Below are 21762 nucleotides of genomic sequence, written 5' to 3' on the forward strand. Positions count from 1 at the left end.
CCTATCATCAAGAAATGGATTGGAAGACATCACTAGATTGGTATTGCTCAGGTAACATTCTTGAAAAAGAAGATGTCGACCTTTTAGAGGAACACTATCAAGAGATAATCAATGAAAGCGATTCGAATTTCTCCCCAGAAATAGCTCCAAAACATATTTGTAACCAAACAAATATTCCAGAGGGAAGTTCTTGGATTACAGCAGTTGCAGTAATACTTGATCGATTAAATCCAGTAAAAACAGGTAAACCAAGAAGTTTATTAGTAGATCAATTAAGAAGAAAGCAAAGCAGTTAAACCCTCTTTATACAAAAGAGTTGAACATAAAAGACCCGAAGCCCAACAAAGTCCTCTAGCAGGAGGAATATCGCCAACATATGCACCTATATAGATAAACCTCACAATTGGGTGAACCCACGCAGCTATTACGGCCACAGGAGACACAACACCGGCAATCAGACATAGCAAACATGCAGGAGCGTGAAGAGTGATACTCTCCCAGCAATTTTGATGACACCAGACAGCTCTTTTACCAAAATCAGGAAGTTCATCAAACAAAGCTCTTGGCGCACTCATATTCTCAGCTGAATAACCAGCCTTGACTCGGCCATACGTTAGTGGTCCAATTGAAATCAAGACAACAACGGCAGACAGGCATAGGCTCCAAGCAAAAGCTGTTTCCATGGAATTCACAAATATATTTTGAGCCTAAGTGAGGCAGATTCAAATTGCGGTTTAAAAGGTGTGTTGAAGATTGCTTTTAGAACAAGTTGTACAAACCAAGTTTTCAAAAAGATGATAAAAACACAATATTTAGTTCATAAACTTGTTATTCTCTAGGTGTTATAGAGACTTCAGCTCGACTAAAACATCCATTATTAAAATAATCCAACCATGGACTGGGATTCTGCAAAACAACATTGCACTGAGCGAAACTGGCAATGGTCATTGGAATTAATCAATCAGGCTCAAAAGGAGATGCAGGATTTAGAGACGAAGCTAAAAAAATGTGAGGATCAACAGAAAGCTAATCGTTTGTATAACGCCTGTAATTACTAATGGAAGAGATGAGCGCAACAATAGTTCCATTGGGTTCACTTGCTTTTTTATTTGCTGTGATATCAGTCCTTGTGTTCCTTAGGAAGGCTAGTATCGCAAGACAAGCTGATGCATCCATAAAAAATAGAATAGAAGCAAAAAGAAATGAAAAGTCAGAGACTCTTGAAGAACAAAAAAAACGTTTAGAACTTTTGCTTAAGAAATAAAAAGATAACAATTTACAAATTATCGTCGCTTATTTTGCCAATCCTTTTAATCGGATTAGATCCATCTCTATGATTTGCTGGATCAAATGGGAAATTTGCATCTGGTCCTAAAAGATCATCAATACTTTTTGAATCCATTGAACTTTGATCATTTTCAATATGAGCATCCAATGCCATTAAAACCGGCTGTGCTTCAACTGACTTGAAGCAAACACACATCACTACAAATAGAGACAGAAATAATCCAACACAAGTTTTTATAACACTTTTCATAAAGAAGCAAAAAAATTAACTATTTCATGAAGGAAAGTTTATGTCCTCACGTCTAATAAAATCCTAGTCTTCAAAAATAAGGCATGCAGGTGAAGAAGGATTTAAAGCACACTCTTTCTCCCAGTAGGAAGCAACCGCTGTCATTCCTCTTTTAACTGCCTCGTGTTTCATACCGATGTCACCCATAGCATCGTTAGGAACACTAAATGAAGTTTGAAGTTTCATAGTTTCTCTTCAATTAACCATGGTATAAACCATCAAGAAGGCCTATGGCAAGGGAATTTATCCTTATCTTTCTTACAATTTTATATAAAGGCACCATTTGTTATGTTGTTAAGAAAAAAATTCAATTATTGAAAACTGATGAACTGCTGCAAAAAGAAAAACAACCAAATCAATTAAAGAGTCAAATTAATGACTTCGACAATAATATCAATAATGACATTAGGCATCCTCATAACAGGAATTTCTGTTTGGTGGGTCAGAACAACCCTTAAAGAAGGTAATAATGCACTTAAAGAAAGCCAAAAAGAAAATCAAGACAATTAAAAATCTTTTATAAATTTAGATTGCCAAAAATTTTGAGAAAAAGATTTGAACATTAAGTCCAAAAAAAATTCCTCCACTGTTCAGTGGAGGAGATAACGAAACATTCATCAGACCAACTATCAGCTACTTCTTATTAAGAGCAGCCTTAACCTTTGTGGGAGACAACGCATTTAGCTCCTCTTTTAGTTCGTTTTGACGTTCATCAAGAACTTTAATACGTGCTTGATAACTCTCTTCTAATCTCTTCCTAGAGGCCTCGATGTTATCGAGTTCCTCTTGACGTTGATTACGCTTTAGCTCTTCAAGCTGGCTATCAGAAACCACATAAACAGTTCTGGCAGGAGCTATTAAAGAATCAGAGAAAAAAGTGTCGAAGAGTGAAGTGTACATAACTTTTCTTTCGGAGTACATAACTACTCTGTCTTAAATTAATTTAGTTTGGAATGAGGTGAACCGAAGAAAATTATTCGGTAACTATCACTCACATCGGTTGCTACTACTGAAAGGTTAGGTATACCGATCACTAAACGTACCCCAAAGACGACTTTCAAAAGAAACAACAAAAATAATGGCTACATATTTGCTCTTACTAGGAATCATTGTGATCATCATTTCATGGAAATTCTTCAATGACTGGGCGTCTGGTCTGGCAGGATTTATTTACGGAGGCGTCTTATTTTGGGGTATCAAATTATTTATTCAGCTGATCAAAGCTTTATTTGGATAAAAACAATGACGCTAATGAAATTAAATGAAACTACTGAAACCATGTCTTAACCCCCAAAAGATAGTTACCAAAATCGCTGACAAAGGAAGAGCAATGGCAAGTGTGATATTGATTGTCCTAAAAGTCTTACCAACTCCATTACTCGTATCTTTAGAGGGATCTACGATAAGTGGCATGGCGAGTACGTATTTTTTTTATTTATAGACGCAAATTCCATTCAATTGGTTAGATTGTCGTAATTATCGAGACAGTCTCATGTATTTATTAGGTCTAGGACTATTAGTTTTAAGCACTTGGTATCTGATGAAGCTATACACAAATTTCAACAATGATCCAATAGCAAAGAAAGAAATCGATAACGCATGGCAAGAAGCTAAGAAGGAAGCAAAAGGTAAAAATCCTTTTGCTCCAGGAAGGATTAAAGAGGCTCTCAATGCATATAAAGCTGATATGAAAAAGGAAGACACCTAAAAGATAGAAAAATCCAAAGAAACGATAATTAGTAGTACATAAAAGCTAAAATATAAATTTATTAATTTCTTAGTGACACCCTCTTTGGTTTTAATGGATTATGTAGACAGAAAGACATTGAATAATGAACAACTATCATATCTCGAACAAGTTTTAAAAGCCTCAATTCAGAAATTGAAATTCACAGGAATCAAACCTGCTATTGCCAATAATGAAATATGTGATGCAGCTCTCCTTTCCCAGGGTTCATATGAAATAAGTTGTATTGCATCCATACTCGATATGCTTCAGCCAACAAAAAAACGCATGGAGCGTAAAACAAAAGTATTCAACGCTTTATGCAATGCAGGGTTAATAGTTACTGATTAAATAAAAGGCGTACCTTAAAAGACAAATTAGGACAAATATTTTAAATAACTATGAAAAGCCAGTGAGAGGCATTGAACCTCTCATGCCGCCTAGACGGTCTGGTGAAGTTTTATTTAGCAGCTTCAGGTGCTTTTCTGGCTTTGCGTGCACGCCTAGCAGGCCTACCAGCACTTGGCTTGACGACCGCAGAAACCTCGACTTTAGCTTTGGCTGCAGCCTTTTTAGCTACAGGCTTTTTAGCTACTGCCTTCTTTGCTGTGGCCTTTTTAGCTACTGCCTTCTTTGCTGTTGCCTTTTTAGCAACTGATTTTTTTGCTGCAGTAGCTTTTGGAGCAGCTCCTTTACGTGTTCGATGAGAAAGAATTAAAGCCCATTCATCAGCACTAATATTTGCTGGCTTATTTCCATGAACCTCAGAAACTTTTGCTGCTTTTTCGATATCTTTAATTAGGTTTTTCCAAGAAGCCGCGTATCGTTTATCAGACTGAGATTTTGCTCCGCTTTCAACAAGGGTTTCAACGACTTGAGAAGCAGTGACCTTTTTACGACGTCTGTTAAAGATCTCCTTTTGCAAGGTAGCGATCAAGGCATCACCTTTAGCACTAACTTTGATGGATAACTGAGATATAACTCAATAATTACTTTCTTAATACATCTATCACATATAGGGTATTAAATTCAATAGTCAATGGTTAATCGACTACTAATGTTTCATATATCTAACAAAATCAACTTAAAGTGACACGTTTATACCAATTATAATTACTCGAAAATTTCTCGACATTGAGAAGAAAATCATATCCAGTGGGTGAGAGGAAGCCCTAAACAAATACAAGAAACTGTCAGCCAATAAGGGTCATAACCTGATGAAAAATCGTATGAAACTCATACAAGCAAATTAATCAAGTCAGAGGCTTAGGCCACCTCTGGACACCAACCAATCTCTCTCTCTCGTTGCCGAATCCAGAGATGACAACGTGAGATCAAATGATCTCCATGTGGAATTAAACGACGATGAACATGACAGGAAAGAATTGTTCTGCAATGTTTGTCGCTGGAATAATTGAAATGTTGACATGTCATGCAAACGCGAGCTGAACATGTTTTTTCGAGAATCCCTTTCTCAAGGAATTGCCACTCTTCTTCTTGATCGAAGATTTGATCGGTGTGAGCTTCTTCGGAGTGAGTCGTAGACATTGTCCAATACCAATAGGTTGCGCTACGGCAGATACCCATTCCTCAGCCTTAAAAACAGCATATGGGGAAGCAGATGGAGTCATTTACCTTTAGCAGTACACATGTACTAGCAAAGAAAAATAGGTATTGTCAAGTCAACTATTTCAAAACATCTAGAAAATGTATTCTCCAATAACAGGAATTAAGCAGATCAAAGGTTAGAACTCGACACTTATTACAAAGAGATAAAGGGTAATTAAAAAATATAAACGGATAAGTCCGGTCAAGAAAAAACCAATAAAAAAGCCCTCATCTTATGAGGGCTTTTTTATTATCGGCTGAAAGATCCCCATCACCCAGCTCCCAAAAATAATAATCAAATCAATCAGATTAGGCAACATTAAAGCACCATATCTTTCACCTCAGACTTAAATGAACACCATCAGTAGGGGGGGGTTGATTTATCAAAGAAATAGGGTTAGAAATAGTATCCCCATCACCCAGGCCCGAAGGACACCATACCTAGGGTCTTTTTTATTGGAAAAGCTTATCTAGACCGATTTGATTATTATTAAGGTCATAGGAGCTGTGGAAAACTTTTATTGTTTGACTGAATTTGTCTTCAAGAAAAGCAGTCCATACCAAGATATTAAGAAAAAGTAGCTTATAAAGGTTTAAAAACGATTAATTGAAAACCCCCTCTCAATTGAGTAAAAAGGTTCTAAATCTCCGAACGGAAAGGAGAAAGACAATTGCACTCATAAAAATGGAATCTATCAAATAAATACAGTTGAAATCCACACCACATGATTGATCTCAAAAGGAATAGCAAAAAAGTACCAATTGAAGCAACAGGCCTTCGAAGCCGTAAGTCTTCTCTCTATGAGCCAAATCAAAAAGAAGATTTCAAAATCAGCAGAGGTCGGTTCTCTAATTTCCTCACTTGTCAAAGGTGTTTTTATCTCGATCGGGTAAGAGGTCTCGATCCTCCAGGGACACCAGGTTGGACTCTCAATGAAACCACTGACCTATTACTCAAAAAAGAATTTGACTATTGCAGACAGAAACAGATTCCACACAGAATATTTGAATCTAATGGACTATCTCATGTTGTTCCATTTGATCATCCTGAAATAGATAACTGGAGAAACTCTCTTAATCGAGGATTAATGTATCGTTACAAGGATACAGGAATAATTTTAACTGGTGGTGTAGACGATATTTGGCAAGACACTATTACAGAGCAACTAATAATTGTGGATTACAAATCTCAAGCTAAAAACGGACGAGTTGACAAGAAAGATTATTTAGATGATCCATTTCACGAGGCCTATAAAATTCAAATGGATTTTTATGCTTACTTGCTCTCGGGAATGGGTTTTAGTGTTCATCCAACGTCCTATTTTCTTGTTTGCAATGCAAAAAGGGATGAAGATGAATTTAATAAGACCATGCGTTTTGATGAATATCTTGTTCCCTACAAATGGAGCAATGATTGGATAGAGAGTCGACTAGATGAAATGGTGGCACTAATGAATCAGCTAGAGGTTCCAGAATCAAATCATTCCTGCAAGAACTGCGCCTACGCAGATCAATATTCGAAAATAATATTTTCAGGAAATACAAGTCAAAAAGAAATTACTCAAGGAACCTTGCCATTATTCTAAGAACGCTAATAATTTAAAAATGATTCTGACCATAAAGCCTCTAAAGAATTAATGGTATGTGCGGAAGATACCAACTAATAAACGATTTTATAAATCTTCCTGATCTTTTAAAAAAAGATATGCCAAGAGGGTTGAGCCAAAAATATGAACCACAAGTATTAATCAAGCCAGGGTCTCCAATTCTTGTTCTAAAAAATGAAGGCAAGACACAAACATCAATAATGCTTTGGGGATTTATTTCTGAGTGGAGTAAAGACCCTTTCGACAACACAAGACCAAAACCATTTAATGCTAGATCCGAAAGTGTCGAAGAAAAGAAACTTTTTCGTGCTAGTTGGAAGCATAAGAGATGTTTAATACCAGCAAGCGGATTTTTAGAAAAAGGTCACCTAATACGTAGAAAAGATTCTCAAACTTTTTGGTTGGCTGGACTTTGGAATAGATGGATGTCTCAAGAAGGAAGTGAACTAGAGAGTTGTTGTGTTCTAACAACCGAACCAAATGATTTAGTAAAACAATTTCATAACCGTATGCCAGTAATTATTCCAAATGGACTTGAAGAAGAATGGATAGCTTCAGTGAAAAACGCTCAAGACCTGAAAGCTTTAAAACCACTAATGACTAAATGGGACCCAGAAGAATGGGAAGCCGAGCCAATAAACAAACCTAATGCCAATCAATTGTCGTTCCTATGAAATAAAGACAAAAAGAAAGGGCTTATCTAAGCCCTAGAGACAGTTGTACAAGAATCACTAAATCAGTGATCGTGATGGACTTCAGCCGAACTAGGCATTTCATGGGCAGAAGACAATCTCTTCAATGATTGAGATCCACAAATAGCAGACAACGCGATCACAACCAAGGATGCAGTGCTTAACAATTGAAGAACTATCGGGAGATGTGAATTAATTCGTTCTCTAAAAGTAGTCATTTGGGAAGTTAATTAACACTCCATTAAAGCAAAAAGAATAAGCACCGTCCATATCATAAGTATTCTGACTTAAATAGCTAAAAGCAAAAAAATAAGCATAAATAAATTTAGTCCAACTGTTATGAGTGATGTACTTGGTTTAAATTCTTTAACCAAAACTAAGGACTCAATCTTTTAATGATTTCTAATTATGACCTGAAAATTTAAAAGTCTCACAAAATACATAATGAAAATTAAATATTGAAAGGAAACACATGAATAAAAAATGTACAATTAATCAACGTATTAACTCAAAACTTCTCATGGCTGAATAAATAATAAAGGCTAAAACCACTCGACGTCGGATATCTGATTAAGATTATCTAAATAAAGGACGAAAAAAGAATGGATCTTCCTTCTCTAGACAAACTTAAAGAATTAGAAAAGAGCGCAAGAATAGAAGGGAGTGGAATTGAATTTGACTCTCTATTAGGACTATGGAAATTTAATTCAGTATGGAAACAGGGATCAGATACAGAAGACTCAATTTCAAGCACTTTGCTACAGGTTCTTTCAGCGAGCCTAGAGTTGAAGAAGGATACACAGAATCCAGAAGAAGAGAAATTTACTATTGCCAACGCAATTAGATTTGGATTACTAACTCTGAGATTTAGTGGGTACGCAAATTTAGAAAGAAAGCAGCCATTATTACCATTTACTTTCGATTGCATTCAAATAAAAGTAGCTTCATTGACTATCTTAAAGAGATCTTTACCGACACCGGATCATAAGAAGAGACCATTTTTCGCACTAATAGCGATCGATCCAAAAGGTAAATGGTTGTCAGCAAGAGGTAAGGGCGGAGGACTTGCTCTATGGATACAAGATAAATAAACAAAAAACATATTATCCAAGGTTATTGAATAATATGTTTTCAGAATAATTTTTCAAAAAGGGGAGATCCCTAGCTAAATATTAGCAATTTGAAGAAAGTCAGTTAAACGTAACGACATTAAACTATGACTTTATTTCTGAGTGAAATCCTATCAATGGAATTTGGATGCTCACGAACAAATTTGTTGAACTCAATTGCTAGTTGCCTAGCTTCAAAAGCATCGATAGCATAAAATCCTAACTCATGTCTGTTATTAGCTAAATCTCGGTAGCTAACTGCATATCGTTTGCAGGACGTAATTGGTCTTGAAGGCATTTTTCCTTAAACTCTGTGCCACAATCCTAGAAATAAGTAAATGGGGCCGAAAGAAATCTACCGAACAATTTTTGCATAGGTAACCGAATCTAAATCAGTTAAAGATTTTGATTTATTAGATCTTAATGAATATCCGAAGAAAATTCTTAATGAATATAAGTACAAGAAAATGTAACTTAAACTACTTTTTTATATACTTTAAATTAATTTTAAAAGACTCAAAAAGAACGAAGCCCTAAAAAGTCAATTATTAGAAAAACTAATTACATAAATAATTTTTCCTAACTAGATTTGGTATTTCTCCCTACATACAATCAATAAGTAAATAGGTAACTTTAGAAAAATTATTTTAGTTTAATTAAATTCATGACTTTAGATACTTATAAAGCCATTGTAAAAGCATCAGAGCAAGGGAATTTATGGGGACTTAAGCGTACTGATTACTAACTATGTTTAAATTCACCAAATTTAAGTTTATTCAGCTACTTATATTGTGGAATCTCCCGATTCTAATTTTGTTTATTGGAATAATATCTATTCCCATAGAGATATCTAATTCAACATCAATTTTTTAAAAAAGAAATATCACTACTTAAAAAGCAAAAAGTTACTTTTAAGTATAGCTTAATCAATAAGGGTAATCATGAAATTTAAATAGCTAAAGCTATTAATAGACTTGAATGGTTGATAATAATCAAAGTCTGGAAAAAGTATCTGGTTATACCTGAAGTACGGGGCAAGTATTCTTATTAAGCAGCTTTAAACTGCACATTGCTGTTGTCAGTCCAAGTCCAAGCAGACTTCTCCATTGTAGATAGATCAACTCTGTGGCTCGCCATCCAGTCACCATTTGCTTCAACAAATTTCTCAATGTTTCCCTCTGGGTGCTGATGGATAACAATGATTTTTTGAGGATCATCATCACTGCAGCCTCTGTACAAAGGCTGAATATTAAACTCTCTATGCCTTCTGGTAGCTTCTTCGCTGTCGAAAATTGCAGCCCACTCATCAAAGGTGCTTTCAACCTTAAAAGTAAAAACTGAAGTGACAGTAGAAGACATCGATGATTTTTAATATGAGTAAACAATACCCAAACAAAACAAAACTGACTAATAGTTGTGGTAAAAACTAGATATAAAAGCAAAAGTTCTGCTAGAAATAGCTAATGCAGATACCAAGAAAAATCCTCAAACGAATCATCAACTTGATTGTTGTTCTAATCGTTGCAATTGTTGGGTTCATCAAAGTAAAACACCCATTTAGCTATTTAGTTGGAGTCCCTGTTGCTAGTTGGGTCGTTTATCTTTTATGCAACGCAATGTGCACAGATATTCTTTTTGGAGAAACATTAGGCTGTTCAGAAAAAAGTATTTACAAGGAGAAATAAGCTAGCTTATAAATTAAAAAATTCTCAACCAGAGAATAAACCTTTATATCCAGATCATTGGTAGTACTTACAAAGATAAACCTAAGTTAAAATAAAGAAATAAATCAATAAAACTACTATTAACTTCATAGCAAGACTAATGTTATTCGCTTTACTCAGTTGGAAATAATCCTTCTTTTATCTGAATTAATACCATGTCTTTTAATAGGCTATTTACTCGGGCGATTTAAAGAAAATTTATCTCTAACGATTTCTCGTCCACTAATTAGCTATGGAATTCCTATCAGCTTGATGGGGATATTACTTAAGTCTAGACTAGAATTGCCCTTAATAGAATCTGCTGCATTAGCATTGGTAGCTATTGGCTTTTTAATGACTATATTAAATCGCCTTCCTAGTGTAAATAACCTTATACAAAACAGAACGCTTCAATTAGGGAGCGCATTTGGAAATACAGGGTATTTTGGAATACCAGTTTCACTAGCACTGCTTCCCGATCATGCTTTGATTTACAGCATTGGATTTGACCTCGGTGCGACATTAGTGATTTGGAGTCTCGGACCAATACTGTTAACAGATCCTTCAAAAGTTTTAAGTTCTAATAGATATTGGAAGAATTTCATAAAAGGAATATTTAGCAGTCCTGCTGTTAAGGGATTAATTGGCGCGTTAATTATTCATTCATCTCCATGGGATGAACAAATAACAGACTTACTATGGATTCCATCAAGAGTTGTAATTGTTCTAGCACTGGTAATTGTTGGAATGCGTCTAAGTTGGCTAAGGAAAGCCAATCTTTCAAGAATAAAAAACCAAATAACATCGCTAAAAAATGCATTAATCATGAAACTGGTTGGATTGCCAGTCATTATGTTGATCATTTCCTCAGCAATAAGATTACCCAGCGTCATGCGAGAGGCCTTAGTACTGCAAGCAGCTGCGCCAACAGCAATATCTATCTTATTAATCTCCCAAGCAGCCTCAAGAGATGAAAAGGAAGCAACCTCTCTTGTTGTTTTTAGTACGATCATCGCACTCATATCAATTCCAGCTTGGCTGTTGATTTTAAGATTGTAAAAAGTTAACAACTATCGCCTTTTAACTCAGTCGGTCTAAGTTATAAGAAATACATTTTTTTTAATGACCTCAGCTACAGCAACAAAGGCAACAACAAAAAGAGCAGCGGCAGTAAAATCATCAGCAGTAAAGTCTCAATCAATTTATTCATCAACTCAATCTAGATTTGCCAGTTCAAAGTTAATACAAAACCTAGGTTCATCTAATAATGGGGTTCAATTCGATTTTTCAAGTGACTTAAGAACTGCATTTGGAAGGGACTAAAAGAACATGGACCTCTTAAAAACACTTTTTACAGTCGTCATATGCCTTGGTATTGGATGGGCAATCTCTAAGGGGATCATGTTTGGTTTAACTCATATTTAAAGTGCCTGACGAAGGCATTCCACAAATGACGAACTAGAAGTGATCGACAGTGCTTGGATATAAGTCAAAGCCGCATAAAAAAAGAACAAACAACACCAACTGAAAATATATTTCAAAGATGCATAACGTAATAGCAGACCATGACTAAGGAAATTAATGGCTAATGATTGGGAACCAAAAGAAGAACACCAAGCTATTATTGCAAGGAGTCTAGAATTTATTTTTGATGAATTAGCTGAGTTACAAGAGGCTTTACACTGTCCAAATTCATTTATTGTTGAAATAGCCAATAAAGTAATATCAGAATATAAAACAAATCAAATCACCATTAGAAGAGATGAAGAATAAATGGAATTTCTACAATCACATGACTTAAACCAATGGGGTCTTTGGACTCCACTTATTGGAGGTATTCTTCTTTACGTTGGTTTAAATATTAGAATCACTGAAGTTGATCCTAATGAGTAATAAAAACATGACAAATGAACTTGACTATAGAAAAACGTTAAATTTATAAAAAATTGTAGTTGGGGATGAAGCAAGGAACTATTGAACTAATTCTTTTTGGACTAATTTTCTTGAGTCTTCAATTTTGGTGGATAAGGATGACCATTAAAAATGGTCGAACTGGAGAAGTAGATAAATGGGGGCAAAAAACAAGTTCCAAAAAACTAAATGAATTAGAGAAAGCCAAGCAAGATTTAGAAAAACTTTTTCGATCTTAATTTTCAAGATCAATAACAACTTTTCAATTAATGAACTATCAAATTCTGCTCGAAAGCTATGCGTTTGGTGAAGCTATTAGTAAAGACGAGTTATCATTGCTGGAATTAGAACTTGATTCTCAACTGGAATCTATTAAATTTTCTCGCACTCAGGGTTGCACTGAAAAAGCTCCTAAACACATTTGCGTAGTTGCTCAAGTATGTGAAGGTAGTAGTTGGATCACATGCTTGGCCTCAATATTAGATAAGTCTAATCCACTCTCTCTAGGTAAGAAATCAAGAGGAGCAAAAGTCATTGATGCACTTCTACATAACAATTATTTAATGAATTAAACTAAGAGCAGCAATTTTTAATCCATTTTTATCACTCAAATTATTATCAAAAGAATCGAATGAACAATGATGAAAGCCGTGAAGAGAGAAAAAAACGTTTTAGGAGTCTTTCAAGTGAAGAAAGAAAAAAATTGATTAGGAAGAAATTAGAACTACAAGGTTTAACAGAGGGAAGCGGTGTGAGAGAAGAGGATCAATCATCTTATGACAAGGAAGAAATGATAGATTTAATCCTATTAACAAGATGTTTTCAAAAGAATAAATTTCAATAACTCATCCGAGCAAAATTTGTTTTAAGAAGTTAGTTCCTGCAAAATGGATATATGGATAAACCTATTAAAAAAAAGAAAATTACCTTTGGAAGGTTTGCAGTACGTACTCTTGCTATTTCTGCAAGTACTCTAGCGCTATTTGATTTTCTAAAAGGAGAATATCAAGCTGGATGGCTTCTAGCACTTGGATGGTTAACAATCGTGATCGGGGAGAACAGGATGTTTAATGGTGAAAAGACAAATGAAGAAACCTAAGAGAACGATCAACTGTTAACTATCAATAAATACATCTATAAAATTCATTCAGTTTTTACTCCCTATGCCACCATAAAAAAGAAACCAGTATATGAATCTTTCAATATTTAGACATTTTATTTCAACCAATTAGTTCTATGAATGAAACCCAGAAAAATAAAAACTTTAATTTAACTGAAATGAAGTTCAAGTTTAATGATCTATTTACTGGAATTGCTTTGCTGTTGTGTGCATTTTTATGTGCGTTTAGCCTTGCACTAATTGCAATAAGATTAGGCCCAATAGCTAAATGGGCTAATTATCAAACTATTTGTGTAGAACAAGAAAGTTTAAAATCCCCAACAGAGTGGGCTGTACGTAAATGTAATGGAAGGTCAAAAGTTTATCAAGTGAAGTGAGAGCAATTCAATTAAAGCTGAATTAGAAGTTTTCACCAATCAGATATTCACGTTTTTCTGAACAAGCAATAACACAAAATTAATTATTCAGAGCCAAAACAATAGAAATCCTGCCAAAAGTCCAGACATATGACCAAATAGACTAATTCCAGGGAGGAATGACCAAATAATTCCAACACCTGTGAGTAAAGAAATAGATTTTAGTAATCCTGGATCTTTCTTTAATTCGCAACTGATTGAAAGAAATTTATTCTTTCCATAAATAGTTGTCATTAAAATAAAAGCGTCGATACCAAATAAAACACCACTGAAGCCAATTGCTAGAGACATAGGATTACCTAAAACTAAAATATCTAGGCACCAACAAATAAATGCTTGGAGAGGCATTATCAATGCAACAAAAGCCAGAAAGAAATAGTCACTTTTAAGGCCTAGTGATTTTAGAAAATATCTGGCCACAATAATTCCAGAGACATTTGCCAATAAATGATTTAGGTCACCGTGAAAAAAATGGGACGTAATCATCCTGTATGGCTCATAAAACAAACGACCAGACCAATAAGCAATGTAAGTCTTATCAATTATTCCTAAAAAATCTGTTGCAATGAAGCAAATAGTGCAAGCAAAAAAGGGGACAAGATATTGCCAATCATCTTTTGAAATTTTCTCAATCATTCGAAAAAAGAGTTGCCGTTAATCCAATCGTACTTTGAGAATATGATCAACACAAAAGGGAAAAGGTTAATTCTTTAACTATGTGATTAAGCTAAAATGTTTGATTATCAAGAGCTAAATCAATAAATAAGGTTCTAAAGCCTAGGGTATAACAAAGCTATTTTAGATATAGATGAACATCGAATTAAAAAAGAAACTAAATCTGAATAGTTATGAATGGTGGAGAAACCACCGAAGATTTGTAACCCTTGGATTATTTCTAGCGTTTTTTGCTGGCTATGTCAGAGGTCCTTCAGCGAAAGACTTCAAAGTTAATGATATTTGCGGACGTCTTAGCGCTGATTTGATTACGGGGGAAGAAGCTGCAAGAGGATTAAAATTAGGGAAGCAAAGAATCGATGGACTAGAGGGAGAGAAAGCTAATATCACTAATCACTACTACCATGCCAAGTACTACTGCCAAGGCTACACAAAAGGTAATGTAGGCTTGGGATACTAATTAACATAATTACTAAAATAGCCAGAGAAAAACATTGCACTTTTCACGCCGCTTTGACGGATCTGGCTTTTGGACTAAGCTTTGACGGCTTTAGAACTTGCTTTCCTTGCACGCCTTGCAGGTCTTCCTGCTACAGCCTTAGATGTTACCTTTGAAACTGACTTAGCGCTTGAAGTTGCCTTTTTTGCCTGAGCAGAAGCTACATTCTTAACAGCTGTCTTAACTTTAGAAGTCTTAACTTTTGCTTTAGCAGCAGTCTTGGCTGGAGCAGGTTTACTTACTGCCTTCTTAGCAATTGCTTTTTTAGCTACCGGCTTTTTGACAGCTGTCTTTTTAGCAGAGGTTTTTGCTGAAACCTTCTTAGCTCTTGTAGTTTTACGAGTACGGTGAGAAAGAATCAAAGCCCACTCATCAGCACTAACATTGGCAGGCTTATTACCATGGACTTCAGAAACTTTTGCAGCTTTCTCAATATCCTTAATTAAGTTTTTCCAAGAAGCTGCGTAACGTTTATCCGATTGAGATTTAGCACCACTCTCTACAAGAGTTTCAACAACTTGTGATGCTGTTACTTTTTTTCTTCTTCTGTTAAAGATTTCCTTTTGAAGAGTAGCGATCATGGCTTCGCCTTTAGCGCTCACTTTGATACTTAATTGAGACATTGAATTAAGAATTACCTATATACAACATCTAGCACATTGTGGGTATCGAAACCGAACAATCTATTTACATGTAGATGTAAATAGCATGCACATCTTGCTAATTCCTATAAAAAAAGTTCAAAATAAGGCGTAAGATGAAAAAACAAGTCATAGTCTTATTTAAATAAAAGAAAGAAAAGTCTCACTTAAAGCAAAAATGACTATCAAGAAGGTATTAATGCTTTATTCTTTATGACAAATCGATCAATTAACTTAGCTATCTATTGTAAATGTTCTTTCTAATTTTGCTTTAATTTGCTTTAAGGACGGTTCTGAGACCTTGAGAATTTTTTTATAGAAGCCAAACAGTTTAAGACAGGCCAAGGGAACAAATATTGCCAGTAGTAAGGTTTTGGTAGTAATCATATGAATGTTATAAGCCAAATCAATTAGAAACGTACAAATATTACTTGTTAAAGCTATGTATAAAAACAAAGTCTTTCGTAAATTTTAGTTAAGGTCAAGAAGTTCGAGAACGAATTAACCAATTAAATAAAATGAAAGACCGGAAGGATTTAAAAGCCCTTATTTACCAAGTCGCAGCAGCAACAGATAGAGGTCAAAGGATGAACGCGATGATTGCTCCTATGTACCAAAATAAATTAGAAGAGATGAAGAAACTGGTTGAGGATCTACAGCCACTGTCAGATGAAATAACTCAGAGTTCTATTGAAGGTGAATGGGAGCTTATTTACTCATCAGTTGAGTTATTTAGAAGCTCTCCATTCTTTTTAGCCATTGAAAAGGCCTTAGACGACAAATCAAAAAGCGATTTATTTTTCAAGCTTCATCTTTTACAAGTAGGATCATTTGGTTTGTCAACAGTAGGCCGAGTAGGTCAATATCTCAATTTTACTAAAGGAGAAATGATCTCTACCTTTGATACTACGATCTTTGGTCTTACAACTATCCCTATCCTTGGTTGGTTCAAACTTTTGCCTACCTTTGGGGGGCGCGTCATAACGCTTGCTAACAAACTTCAGTTAAAAGACAACATACTTTCTATGGAGTTAGAGAAGACTAAGGTGTCAGAGGTTGATGGTCTGGGGAAAATCCCCTTTCTAGATAGCATTCTCATGGAAAGGTGGTATCCAGTTAAGACCGTATGGAAACTTCTACCATGGAATAAAGAAAATCCAAATTGTGAGATTAGCGTGATCTATGTGGACAAGGATTTAAGAATCATCCGAGATATGCACGGAGCATTGTTTGTTTACATACGTCCATCAATACCTCTTCTTAAACAAACAACAATTTAGTCAATATTTTTTTTAATATTCAATTGTTTGAAGCAGTCACTAAGAAATTGTTGTAGAAACTCTAAAGAAGAAAAAAACTCTCAATTTAAAAATAAATGAGAAATCCTGAAGTAATAGTTATTGGAAGTGGTATTGGAGGTTTATGTTGCGGCGGACTACTTGCAAAAGCAGGTAAAAAGGTCCTAATTCTTGAAGCTCACTCAAAGCCAGGAGGTGCTGCTCATGGTTTTGAGAAAAATGGTTATAAATTTGAATCTGGTCCATCTCTTTGGAGTGGAATAGGTAGTTGGCCTACGACAAATCCTTTAGGTCAGGTCCTTAAAGCTCTTAACCAAAAAGTTGATTTATTTAAATATCAGGATTGGAATGTTCAAATTCCTGAGGGTGACTACACAAGTGGAGTTGGAGATAGACGTTTTCTTGATCAGATCAATTCAATTAGCGGAAAAGATGCCATTAAAGAGTGGGAAAATTTTATTCAAGTTATTAAACCTATTGGTGCAGCAGCTAATGCAATTCCTTTAATAGCGCTAAGTCAAAACAAGGAAACCGTTTTTCAGCTCTTAAAACGTAGTAAAACACTTCTCACACACTTGAAATCTTTTAAATATCTTGGAGGTGGTTTTGGAAATTTAGTTGATGACCATCTTAAAGATCCATTTTTAAGAAATTGGGTTGAATTACTTTGTTTTCTAATAAGTGGTTTATCTAAAGACGAAACAAATGCAGCAGCTATGGCAACACTTTTTGATGATTGGTTTAAACCCGATGCCTACTTGGAATATCCAAAGGGAGGAAGTGAATCAATCGTTAAGGCACTATTGAATGGGGTTTATTCATTTGGAGGGGATCTTCAACTAAATTCAAAAGTTATTCAGATAATAATAAAAAGGAATAAAGCAATCGGAATTGAATTGAAAAACGGTGAGAAAATATTTGCAGATCATATTGTTAGCAATGCAGATATTTGGAATACTGTTGAGTTAATACCAAAAGAGATATCCCAACAGTGGAGAGAGAAAAGGTCAAGGACTCCAAAATGTAAGTCATTTCTTCATCTACATCTTGGGTTTAATGCAGATGGACTGGAAGAAATTCCACTTCATTCAATATGGGTTAATGATTGGTCCAAGGGTATTACAGCCGAGAGAAATGTTGTAGTTCTCTCTATTCCATCGGCATTAGATCCAACAATGTCTCCACCAAATAAGCACATACTTCATGGGTATACACCTGCGAATGAACCGTGGGACAGATGGAAAGACCTTAAAGTTGGCACAAAAGAATATGAAAGTACAAAAGAAAAACGGTGCTCTGTCTTCTGGGAACCAATAAAAAAATTGGTACCTGATATAGAAGAAAGAATCGAAGTAAAAATGCTGGGGACACCACTTACACATCAACGTTTTTTAAATACAAAAAATGGAAGTTATGGACCAGCCTTATCAGCTGCAGAAGGGCTTTTTCCAGGAAATAAAACTCCAATTAAAAATCTATTGTTGTGTGGCTCAAGTACATTCCCAGGGATCGGAATACCACCTGTAGCAGCCAGTGGTGCCGTGGCCGCCAATACAATTCTTGGATCCAAATTTCAAAGAGATCTAATTGAAGAGCTAGGCATATAAAAAACGCCTATGGTTACTAGATAATGTGAATATACAAATCAAATGACCAACTCACTCAATAAAGCTTTTACAGGAGTAATTGCTCTTGCTCTGATTGTGATAGCTGTAGGTCGTATCCCCTTTTCCAGAGAGAAAGAGCTTTCAAATTTATGCAGGGAATACTACACAATGTACCTTAATCAGAATGACTATTCATTAAAGGAAAAAAACGAAAAGATCAAAGTGATTGCTGATAAAACAGGTCTTAAAGCTGAGACAAACAATGTTGGTAATTTTTGTAATTCGTTCTATTTCAACCAAAGATAGATTTTAAATAAACAAATTAGAAGGGTTGACCTGAAAAAATTTATTCAATTTTTAATAGGTACAAAAATATCAGTAATTCTATCGTAGATTTAGGATCAATTAAGTAGTTAAATAGTATTAGTAGCGAGGAAAATCAAAAGAAGAAAGAAACTTAATCAAATGTCCTTGAAAAATTGATATTGCTAATGAAAGAATCAAGGAATTAGAAACAATGATTAATCTTTTGGAAGGCGGCAAAGTAGCCAGCTTTTGGGACACTGAATGCTCCATAAATCCATCCTCTCCGAGTTGCCTTCTCTTTAATGATTAACCATCACTGGCTAAATCTCTAAGCCAACTCAAGCGAATAACTAAATATCAGAAACTCCTCAATTAGTCTTAGTAGGTAAGCAAAAAGGTATCAAAGGGCCTTAAAAATATTTGAAAGCACTTCAAAGATATGTTTCTTTATTTGGTGAAATCTACATTTTCGAACTCATGATTCATAAAAAAATTTTATAGAGTTACAAAAATTTGTTGATAAAATGCCTGAGCTAGAAAAAGTCGTTTCAACTAGTGACTTTGATGATTGGTTTTCATTGAACGACACTATTATGGGTGGCTCAAGCAAGGCAGTTTGTAGAGCCTCCTCAAAAGGCCTCTCCGTAGAAGGTGTTGTAGTTGAGGAAAAAGGGGGTTTTGTTAGTTGCAAATCTCCAATATTTTCTCCTCCTCTAAATTTATCGCGTTATCAAGGTTTTGAATTAAAAATTGAAGGTAAAGGTCGAACTTTAAAATTTGGGGTTTCCTGTAAGTATGGAATTTTAGGCTTAAAAGAATTTTTCTTAAATAAGTCACCTGGTGGGCTCAGATGGGTAGCAGAAATAGATACAAAAAGATTTGGCACAACTATTATCAAAGTTCCTTTTGAGAGTCTTGAACCAACTGTCCTTGCAAAAAAAATCTCGTTACCAATTGAATTCAAATCAAACTCTATAAGCCAATTTCAATTACTACATTCTAAATTCGGTAGACCAGGTGAACTTAACCCTGGCTTTAAGCCTGGAAAGATAAGTTTTCTATTGCAATCAATTAGTGTTTATTAGCAATAACATGAAGGCTTACAAACTTAGATATTTCTTATTTCTAAGGTCATACTGGACAACTTACGTTTAAAAGTATTTCTCAAGAAAAGGAACAGTAAAACAAATTAAAGCTAAAAAAAATATTTTATTGTTTATAATTTGATTAATTATATAACTTCCCTTTCAGGAGGGTGGAAAACTTAAATATATCAACAATAATATGAATAATAAAGACTTACCATCGATATGTGGATATGAATTTGCAATTAACGAATTAGTAAATAGGGATAGAGATAGTAGACAATTCAATGAAAATTTAAATTTCGAGAAAGTCAATTCAGGATTTGCATGTGCCCTCCATATGCATCAACCAACAATCCCAGCAGGTGAGAATGGAGAGCTCATTTCACATTTGCAATATATGTTTGAACACACTTCAGAAGGAGATAATCACAATGCCGAACCATTTGCTCAATGCTATAAACGTCTAGCTGAAATCATTCCAAGCCTGATAAAAGATGGTCATGATCCGAAAATAATGCTTGATTATTCCGGAAATCTTCTATGGGGATTTGAACAGATGGGTCGCGAGGATATTCTATCCTCGTTGAAATTATTGACCTGTGATGAGACAGTTTATCCACATGTTGAATGGCTAGGAACCTTTTGGAGTCATGCTGTAGCCTCTTCAACACCACCTTCTGACTTTAAATTACAGATAACGGCTTGGCAACATCACTTTTCAGCATTGTTCGGAGAAGATGCATTACGTCGAGTAAGTGGATTTTCTCTTCCTGAGATGCATCTTCCAAACCATCCTGATGTTCTCTTTCAATTAATAAAAGCTCTTAAAGAATGCGGATATCGATGGGTAATGGTTCAAGAACACAGCGTTCAAAATCCTGATGGCTCAAGTCTCAGAGACGATCAGAAATATATTCCCAACATGCTCAAAGCTCAAGCAAGTAATGGAGACACCATCTCTATACTTTCACTAATAAAAACTCAAGGGTCAGATACTAAACTTGTTGGACAAATGCAGCCTTATTACGAGGCACTTGGTCTATGTAAACAAAATTTAGGTCAACATGTTATTCCTAAGCTGGTTTCCCAAATTGCTGATGGAGAAAATGGCGGAGTTATGATGAACGAATTTCCTAAAGCTTTTATTCAGGCGTATAAAAGAATTGGCCCAAAAACAAATATAAGTCCAACAATTGCTATGAATGGATCTGAATACCTCAACTACCTAGAGACTTTAAATGTAGATGAAGATACTTATCCATTGATACAAGCAATCGATCAACACAAAATATGGGAAAAAATATCCGGACCAATAACACCAACAACATTAAAAAAAGCAATTGAAGAATTAAAAGAGGAAGATCCATCTTTTTCTTTGAGTGGAGCTAGCTGGACTAACGACTTGAGTTGGGAAGATGGATACAATAATGTTTTAGAACCAATTTCTAAACTTAGTTCATATTTTCACGAAACATTTGACCATTTAGTAGTTCAGAATCCATCCCTTACAAAAAACCATAGCTATCAAAAAGCACTCCTATACCTTTTGCTATTAGAAACTAGCTGCTTTCGTTATTGGGGACAGGGGAAATGGACTGATTACGCTAAAACGATCTTCGAAAAAGGTAAAGAGGTTCTTAGAAACATATAAATTTGATCTAACTAAAGTTGACTTATTTTGTAAAGGCATCAATCAAAAAAAAGAAATAACTAGCATAAATTAAATTTTTGCGTTAATGTCACCGATCAAGGCTTTAATGAAATGACTAGTACAAGTTTTGATAAAAATGGACTTGATAAAGCAGGTATTCATTGGATGCAATATCTTTCAATGACATCAATGTCATTGCTTATATTTCTTATCGCCTTAGACAAAGCTGTTCCAAGCTTTCATCAATTTGTCTTACTTTCAATGGCCAAAGCAGGAATTATATGCAATGGGATGGCTGGATAAAGCACTTTAAAAAATCAACTAATCTTGCCAGAGCATTTATACCAAGAAAGAATTTCAAATAATGAAAGACAACTTCAATCCAGATAACGATGGTATTGATCCATCAGAGGAATACTTCCAAAAGAAAGGTGATAAATATGAAAATGAATCTGAAGAATATTTCCCTCAAGAGACTTCTAAGCCCCCTCATTATTAGAGCAACTAAGGAAGGACTGATCTTAATTTA

The 21762-nt window shown here is 34.9% G+C and carries 38 protein-coding genes; 26 read left to right on the top strand and 12 right to left on the bottom strand.

Translation table 11 applies throughout. The features are described from left to right. Window positions 1–14 precede the first annotated feature (14 nt). A complete protein-coding gene (locus EW15_RS05405) occupies window positions 15–296 on the top strand; it encodes a hypothetical protein (protein ID WP_011294561.1) in 282 nt (93 codons plus the stop codon). On the opposite strand, the gene EW15_RS05410 is transcribed toward EW15_RS05405, so the two are convergent. Next, entirely contained in the window at window positions 273–683 is a 411-nt protein-coding gene (locus tag EW15_RS05410) for an MAPEG family protein (RefSeq protein WP_036904254.1), read from the bottom strand. The genes EW15_RS05405 and EW15_RS05410 overlap by 24 nt on opposite strands. Before the next feature lie 383 nt (window positions 684–1066). On the opposite strand from EW15_RS05410, the gene EW15_RS05415 reads away from it, so the two are divergent. Further along, a complete protein-coding gene (locus EW15_RS05415) occupies window positions 1067–1264 on the top strand; it encodes a hypothetical protein (RefSeq protein WP_225866284.1) in 198 nt (65 codons plus the stop codon). A gap of 12 nt (window positions 1265–1276) precedes the next feature. On the opposite strand, the gene EW15_RS05420 is transcribed toward EW15_RS05415, so the two are convergent. Both EW15_RS05420 and EW15_RS11155 read right to left on the bottom strand, forming a co-directional pair. Continuing rightward, window positions 1277–1537, bottom strand: a complete 261-nt coding sequence (locus EW15_RS05420) for a hypothetical protein (protein ID WP_038652908.1) — start codon at window positions 1535–1537, stop codon at window positions 1277–1279. A gap of 63 nt (window positions 1538–1600) precedes the next feature. Further along, window positions 1601–1762: a hypothetical protein gene (locus tag EW15_RS11155; RefSeq protein ID WP_011295042.1), complete on the bottom strand. Its 162-nt coding sequence runs from the start codon at window positions 1760–1762 to the stop codon at window positions 1601–1603. Window positions 1763–1951: 189 nt separating this feature from the next. On the opposite strand from EW15_RS11155, the gene EW15_RS11580 reads away from it, so the two are divergent. Further along, a complete protein-coding gene (locus tag EW15_RS11580; protein WP_255327206.1) occupies window positions 1952–2086 on the top strand; it encodes a hypothetical protein in 135 nt (44 codons plus the stop codon). Between the two features lie 123 nt (window positions 2087–2209). Here the strand turns inward: EW15_RS11580 and EW15_RS05425 are convergent, their stop codons facing one another. Next, window positions 2210–2497 (bottom strand): hypothetical protein, encoded by a 288-nt coding sequence (locus EW15_RS05425; protein WP_081930460.1) that lies wholly within the window; start codon window positions 2495–2497, stop codon window positions 2210–2212. 157 nt (window positions 2498–2654) lie between these two features. Between EW15_RS05425 and EW15_RS11160 the strand changes: the two genes are divergently transcribed. Next, window positions 2655–2813 (top strand): hypothetical protein, encoded by a 159-nt coding sequence (locus EW15_RS11160; RefSeq protein ID WP_197049638.1) that lies wholly within the window; start codon window positions 2655–2657, stop codon window positions 2811–2813. 20 nt (window positions 2814–2833) lie between these two features. On the opposite strand, the gene EW15_RS11165 is transcribed toward EW15_RS11160, so the two are convergent. Next, window positions 2834–2989 carry a hypothetical protein gene (locus EW15_RS11165; protein WP_181414041.1) on the bottom strand — a complete coding sequence of 52 codons (156 nt, stop codon included), beginning with the start codon at window positions 2987–2989 and terminating at the stop codon, window positions 2834–2836. Between the two features lie 127 nt (window positions 2990–3116). Here EW15_RS11165 and EW15_RS05435 point away from each other — a divergent pair, with 127 nt between their 5' ends. Beyond that, entirely contained in the window at window positions 3117–3284 is a 168-nt protein-coding gene (locus EW15_RS05435; protein ID WP_225866514.1) for a hypothetical protein, read from the top strand. 72 nt (window positions 3285–3356) lie between these two features. Next, the gene (locus EW15_RS05440; protein WP_038652917.1) at window positions 3357–3653 is read left to right on the top strand and encodes a hypothetical protein; all 297 of its coding nucleotides are present in this window, start codon (window positions 3357–3359) and stop codon (window positions 3651–3653) included. Between the two features lie 109 nt (window positions 3654–3762). Here EW15_RS05440 and EW15_RS05445 read toward each other — a convergent pair whose 3' ends face one another. Both EW15_RS05445 and EW15_RS10495 read right to left on the bottom strand, forming a co-directional pair. Beyond that, window positions 3763–4281, bottom strand: a complete 519-nt coding sequence (locus EW15_RS05445) for a hypothetical protein (protein WP_011294568.1) — start codon at window positions 4279–4281, stop codon at window positions 3763–3765. A 287-nt stretch (window positions 4282–4568) separates the two neighbouring features. Further along, a complete protein-coding gene (locus tag EW15_RS10495) occupies window positions 4569–4889 on the bottom strand; it encodes a galactose oxidase (RefSeq protein ID WP_071841050.1) in 321 nt (106 codons plus the stop codon). Between the two features lie 746 nt (window positions 4890–5635). Here EW15_RS10495 and EW15_RS05455 point away from each other — a divergent pair. Both EW15_RS05455 and EW15_RS05460 read left to right on the top strand, forming a co-directional pair. Then, entirely contained in the window at window positions 5636–6496 is an 861-nt protein-coding gene (locus tag EW15_RS05455) for a PD-(D/E)XK nuclease family protein (RefSeq protein WP_038652923.1), read from the top strand. 56 nt (window positions 6497–6552) lie between these two features. Continuing rightward, on the top strand, window positions 6553–7191 hold the full coding sequence (locus tag EW15_RS05460; RefSeq protein ID WP_038652926.1) for an SOS response-associated peptidase: 639 nt from the start codon (window positions 6553–6555) through the stop codon (window positions 7189–7191). A gap of 62 nt (window positions 7192–7253) precedes the next feature. Here the strand turns inward: EW15_RS05460 and EW15_RS11170 are convergent, their stop codons facing one another. Beyond that, complete coding sequence (locus EW15_RS11170) at window positions 7254–7427, bottom strand: hypothetical protein (RefSeq protein ID WP_011294572.1); 174 nt, start codon at window positions 7425–7427, stop codon at window positions 7254–7256. A 384-nt stretch (window positions 7428–7811) separates the two neighbouring features. Here EW15_RS11170 and EW15_RS05465 point away from each other — a divergent pair, with 384 nt between their 5' ends. Then, window positions 7812–8300: a hypothetical protein gene (locus EW15_RS05465; RefSeq protein WP_038652929.1), complete on the top strand. Its 489-nt coding sequence runs from the start codon at window positions 7812–7814 to the stop codon at window positions 8298–8300. A 118-nt stretch (window positions 8301–8418) separates the two neighbouring features. Here EW15_RS05465 and EW15_RS05470 read toward each other — a convergent pair whose 3' ends face one another. Both EW15_RS05470 and EW15_RS05475 read right to left on the bottom strand, forming a co-directional pair. Continuing rightward, the gene (locus EW15_RS05470) at window positions 8419–8616 is read right to left on the bottom strand and encodes a hypothetical protein (RefSeq protein WP_011294574.1); all 198 of its coding nucleotides are present in this window, start codon (window positions 8614–8616) and stop codon (window positions 8419–8421) included. A 749-nt stretch (window positions 8617–9365) separates the two neighbouring features. Then, on the bottom strand, window positions 9366–9677 hold the full coding sequence (locus EW15_RS05475; protein WP_038652932.1) for a DUF3764 family protein: 312 nt from the start codon (window positions 9675–9677) through the stop codon (window positions 9366–9368). A 104-nt stretch (window positions 9678–9781) separates the two neighbouring features. Between EW15_RS05475 and EW15_RS05480 the strand changes: the two genes are divergently transcribed. The 9 genes from EW15_RS05480 to EW15_RS05520 all read left to right on the top strand — a co-directional run bounded on the left by EW15_RS05480 (window position 9782) and on the right by EW15_RS05520 (window position 13429). Then, complete coding sequence (locus EW15_RS05480) at window positions 9782–10003, top strand: hypothetical protein (RefSeq protein WP_011295049.1); 222 nt, start codon at window positions 9782–9784, stop codon at window positions 10001–10003. A gap of 159 nt (window positions 10004–10162) precedes the next feature. Next, window positions 10163–11080 carry an AEC family transporter gene (locus EW15_RS05485; RefSeq protein ID WP_038652936.1) on the top strand — a complete coding sequence of 306 codons (918 nt, stop codon included), beginning with the start codon at window positions 10163–10165 and terminating at the stop codon, window positions 11078–11080. A 63-nt stretch (window positions 11081–11143) separates the two neighbouring features. Next, window positions 11144–11344, top strand: coding sequence for a hypothetical protein (locus EW15_RS05490; RefSeq protein WP_011294577.1), 201 nt, complete (start codon window positions 11144–11146; stop codon window positions 11342–11344). A 258-nt stretch (window positions 11345–11602) separates the two neighbouring features. After that, a complete protein-coding gene (locus tag EW15_RS05495) occupies window positions 11603–11794 on the top strand; it encodes a hypothetical protein (protein ID WP_036904284.1) in 192 nt (63 codons plus the stop codon). Window positions 11795–11979: 185 nt separating this feature from the next. Next, complete coding sequence (locus EW15_RS05500; RefSeq protein WP_038652938.1) at window positions 11980–12171, top strand: hypothetical protein; 192 nt, start codon at window positions 11980–11982, stop codon at window positions 12169–12171. Between the two features lie 30 nt (window positions 12172–12201). Then, a complete protein-coding gene (locus EW15_RS05505) occupies window positions 12202–12504 on the top strand; it encodes a hypothetical protein (protein WP_036904289.1) in 303 nt (100 codons plus the stop codon). Window positions 12505–12563: 59 nt separating this feature from the next. Further along, the gene (locus tag EW15_RS05510) at window positions 12564–12776 is read left to right on the top strand and encodes a hypothetical protein (protein WP_038652941.1); all 213 of its coding nucleotides are present in this window, start codon (window positions 12564–12566) and stop codon (window positions 12774–12776) included. A 51-nt stretch (window positions 12777–12827) separates the two neighbouring features. Then, on the top strand, window positions 12828–13031 hold the full coding sequence (locus tag EW15_RS05515) for a hypothetical protein (protein WP_011295106.1): 204 nt from the start codon (window positions 12828–12830) through the stop codon (window positions 13029–13031). 137 nt (window positions 13032–13168) lie between these two features. Beyond that, the gene (locus EW15_RS05520) at window positions 13169–13429 is read left to right on the top strand and encodes a hypothetical protein (RefSeq protein ID WP_011294582.1); all 261 of its coding nucleotides are present in this window, start codon (window positions 13169–13171) and stop codon (window positions 13427–13429) included. Between the two features lie 87 nt (window positions 13430–13516). Here the strand turns inward: EW15_RS05520 and EW15_RS05525 are convergent, their stop codons facing one another. Continuing rightward, window positions 13517–14104, bottom strand: a complete 588-nt coding sequence (locus EW15_RS05525; RefSeq protein ID WP_011823847.1) for a rhomboid family intramembrane serine protease — start codon at window positions 14102–14104, stop codon at window positions 13517–13519. Between the two features lie 172 nt (window positions 14105–14276). Here EW15_RS05525 and EW15_RS05530 point away from each other — a divergent pair, with 172 nt between their 5' ends. Then, window positions 14277–14603: a hypothetical protein gene (locus tag EW15_RS05530; protein WP_011294584.1), complete on the top strand. Its 327-nt coding sequence runs from the start codon at window positions 14277–14279 to the stop codon at window positions 14601–14603. Between the two features lie 74 nt (window positions 14604–14677). Here the strand turns inward: EW15_RS05530 and EW15_RS05535 are convergent, their stop codons facing one another. After that, window positions 14678–15265, bottom strand: a complete 588-nt coding sequence (locus tag EW15_RS05535; protein ID WP_038652944.1) for a hypothetical protein — start codon at window positions 15263–15265, stop codon at window positions 14678–14680. Between the two features lie 536 nt (window positions 15266–15801). Here EW15_RS05535 and EW15_RS05540 point away from each other — a divergent pair. From EW15_RS05540 to EW15_RS11585, 7 genes are all read left to right on the top strand, one after another. Then, window positions 15802–16563, top strand: coding sequence for a PAP/fibrillin family protein (locus tag EW15_RS05540; RefSeq protein ID WP_038652947.1), 762 nt, complete (start codon window positions 15802–15804; stop codon window positions 16561–16563). A gap of 95 nt (window positions 16564–16658) precedes the next feature. Beyond that, window positions 16659–18188 carry an NAD(P)/FAD-dependent oxidoreductase gene (locus EW15_RS05545; RefSeq protein WP_038652950.1) on the top strand — a complete coding sequence of 510 codons (1530 nt, stop codon included), beginning with the start codon at window positions 16659–16661 and terminating at the stop codon, window positions 18186–18188. 42 nt (window positions 18189–18230) lie between these two features. Continuing rightward, window positions 18231–18494: a hypothetical protein gene (locus EW15_RS05550; RefSeq protein ID WP_038652953.1), complete on the top strand. Its 264-nt coding sequence runs from the start codon at window positions 18231–18233 to the stop codon at window positions 18492–18494. 524 nt (window positions 18495–19018) lie between these two features. Continuing rightward, entirely contained in the window at window positions 19019–19579 is a 561-nt protein-coding gene (locus tag EW15_RS05555; protein WP_038652956.1) for a CIA30 family protein, read from the top strand. 199 nt (window positions 19580–19778) lie between these two features. After that, window positions 19779–21233, top strand: a complete 1455-nt coding sequence (locus EW15_RS05560; protein WP_038652959.1) for a glycosyl hydrolase family 57 — start codon at window positions 19779–19781, stop codon at window positions 21231–21233. Window positions 21234–21344: 111 nt separating this feature from the next. After that, window positions 21345–21536 (top strand): hypothetical protein, encoded by a 192-nt coding sequence (locus tag EW15_RS05565; RefSeq protein WP_011294591.1) that lies wholly within the window; start codon window positions 21345–21347, stop codon window positions 21534–21536. Window positions 21537–21597: 61 nt separating this feature from the next. After that, window positions 21598–21732, top strand: a complete 135-nt coding sequence (locus tag EW15_RS11585; protein ID WP_255327207.1) for a hypothetical protein — start codon at window positions 21598–21600, stop codon at window positions 21730–21732. The last annotated feature ends 30 nt before the right edge of the window (window positions 21733–21762 follow it).

The sequence above is a fragment of the Prochlorococcus sp. MIT 0801 genome (assembly GCF_000757865.1).
GTDB lineage: Bacteria > Cyanobacteriota > Cyanobacteriia > PCC-6307 > Cyanobiaceae > Prochlorococcus_B.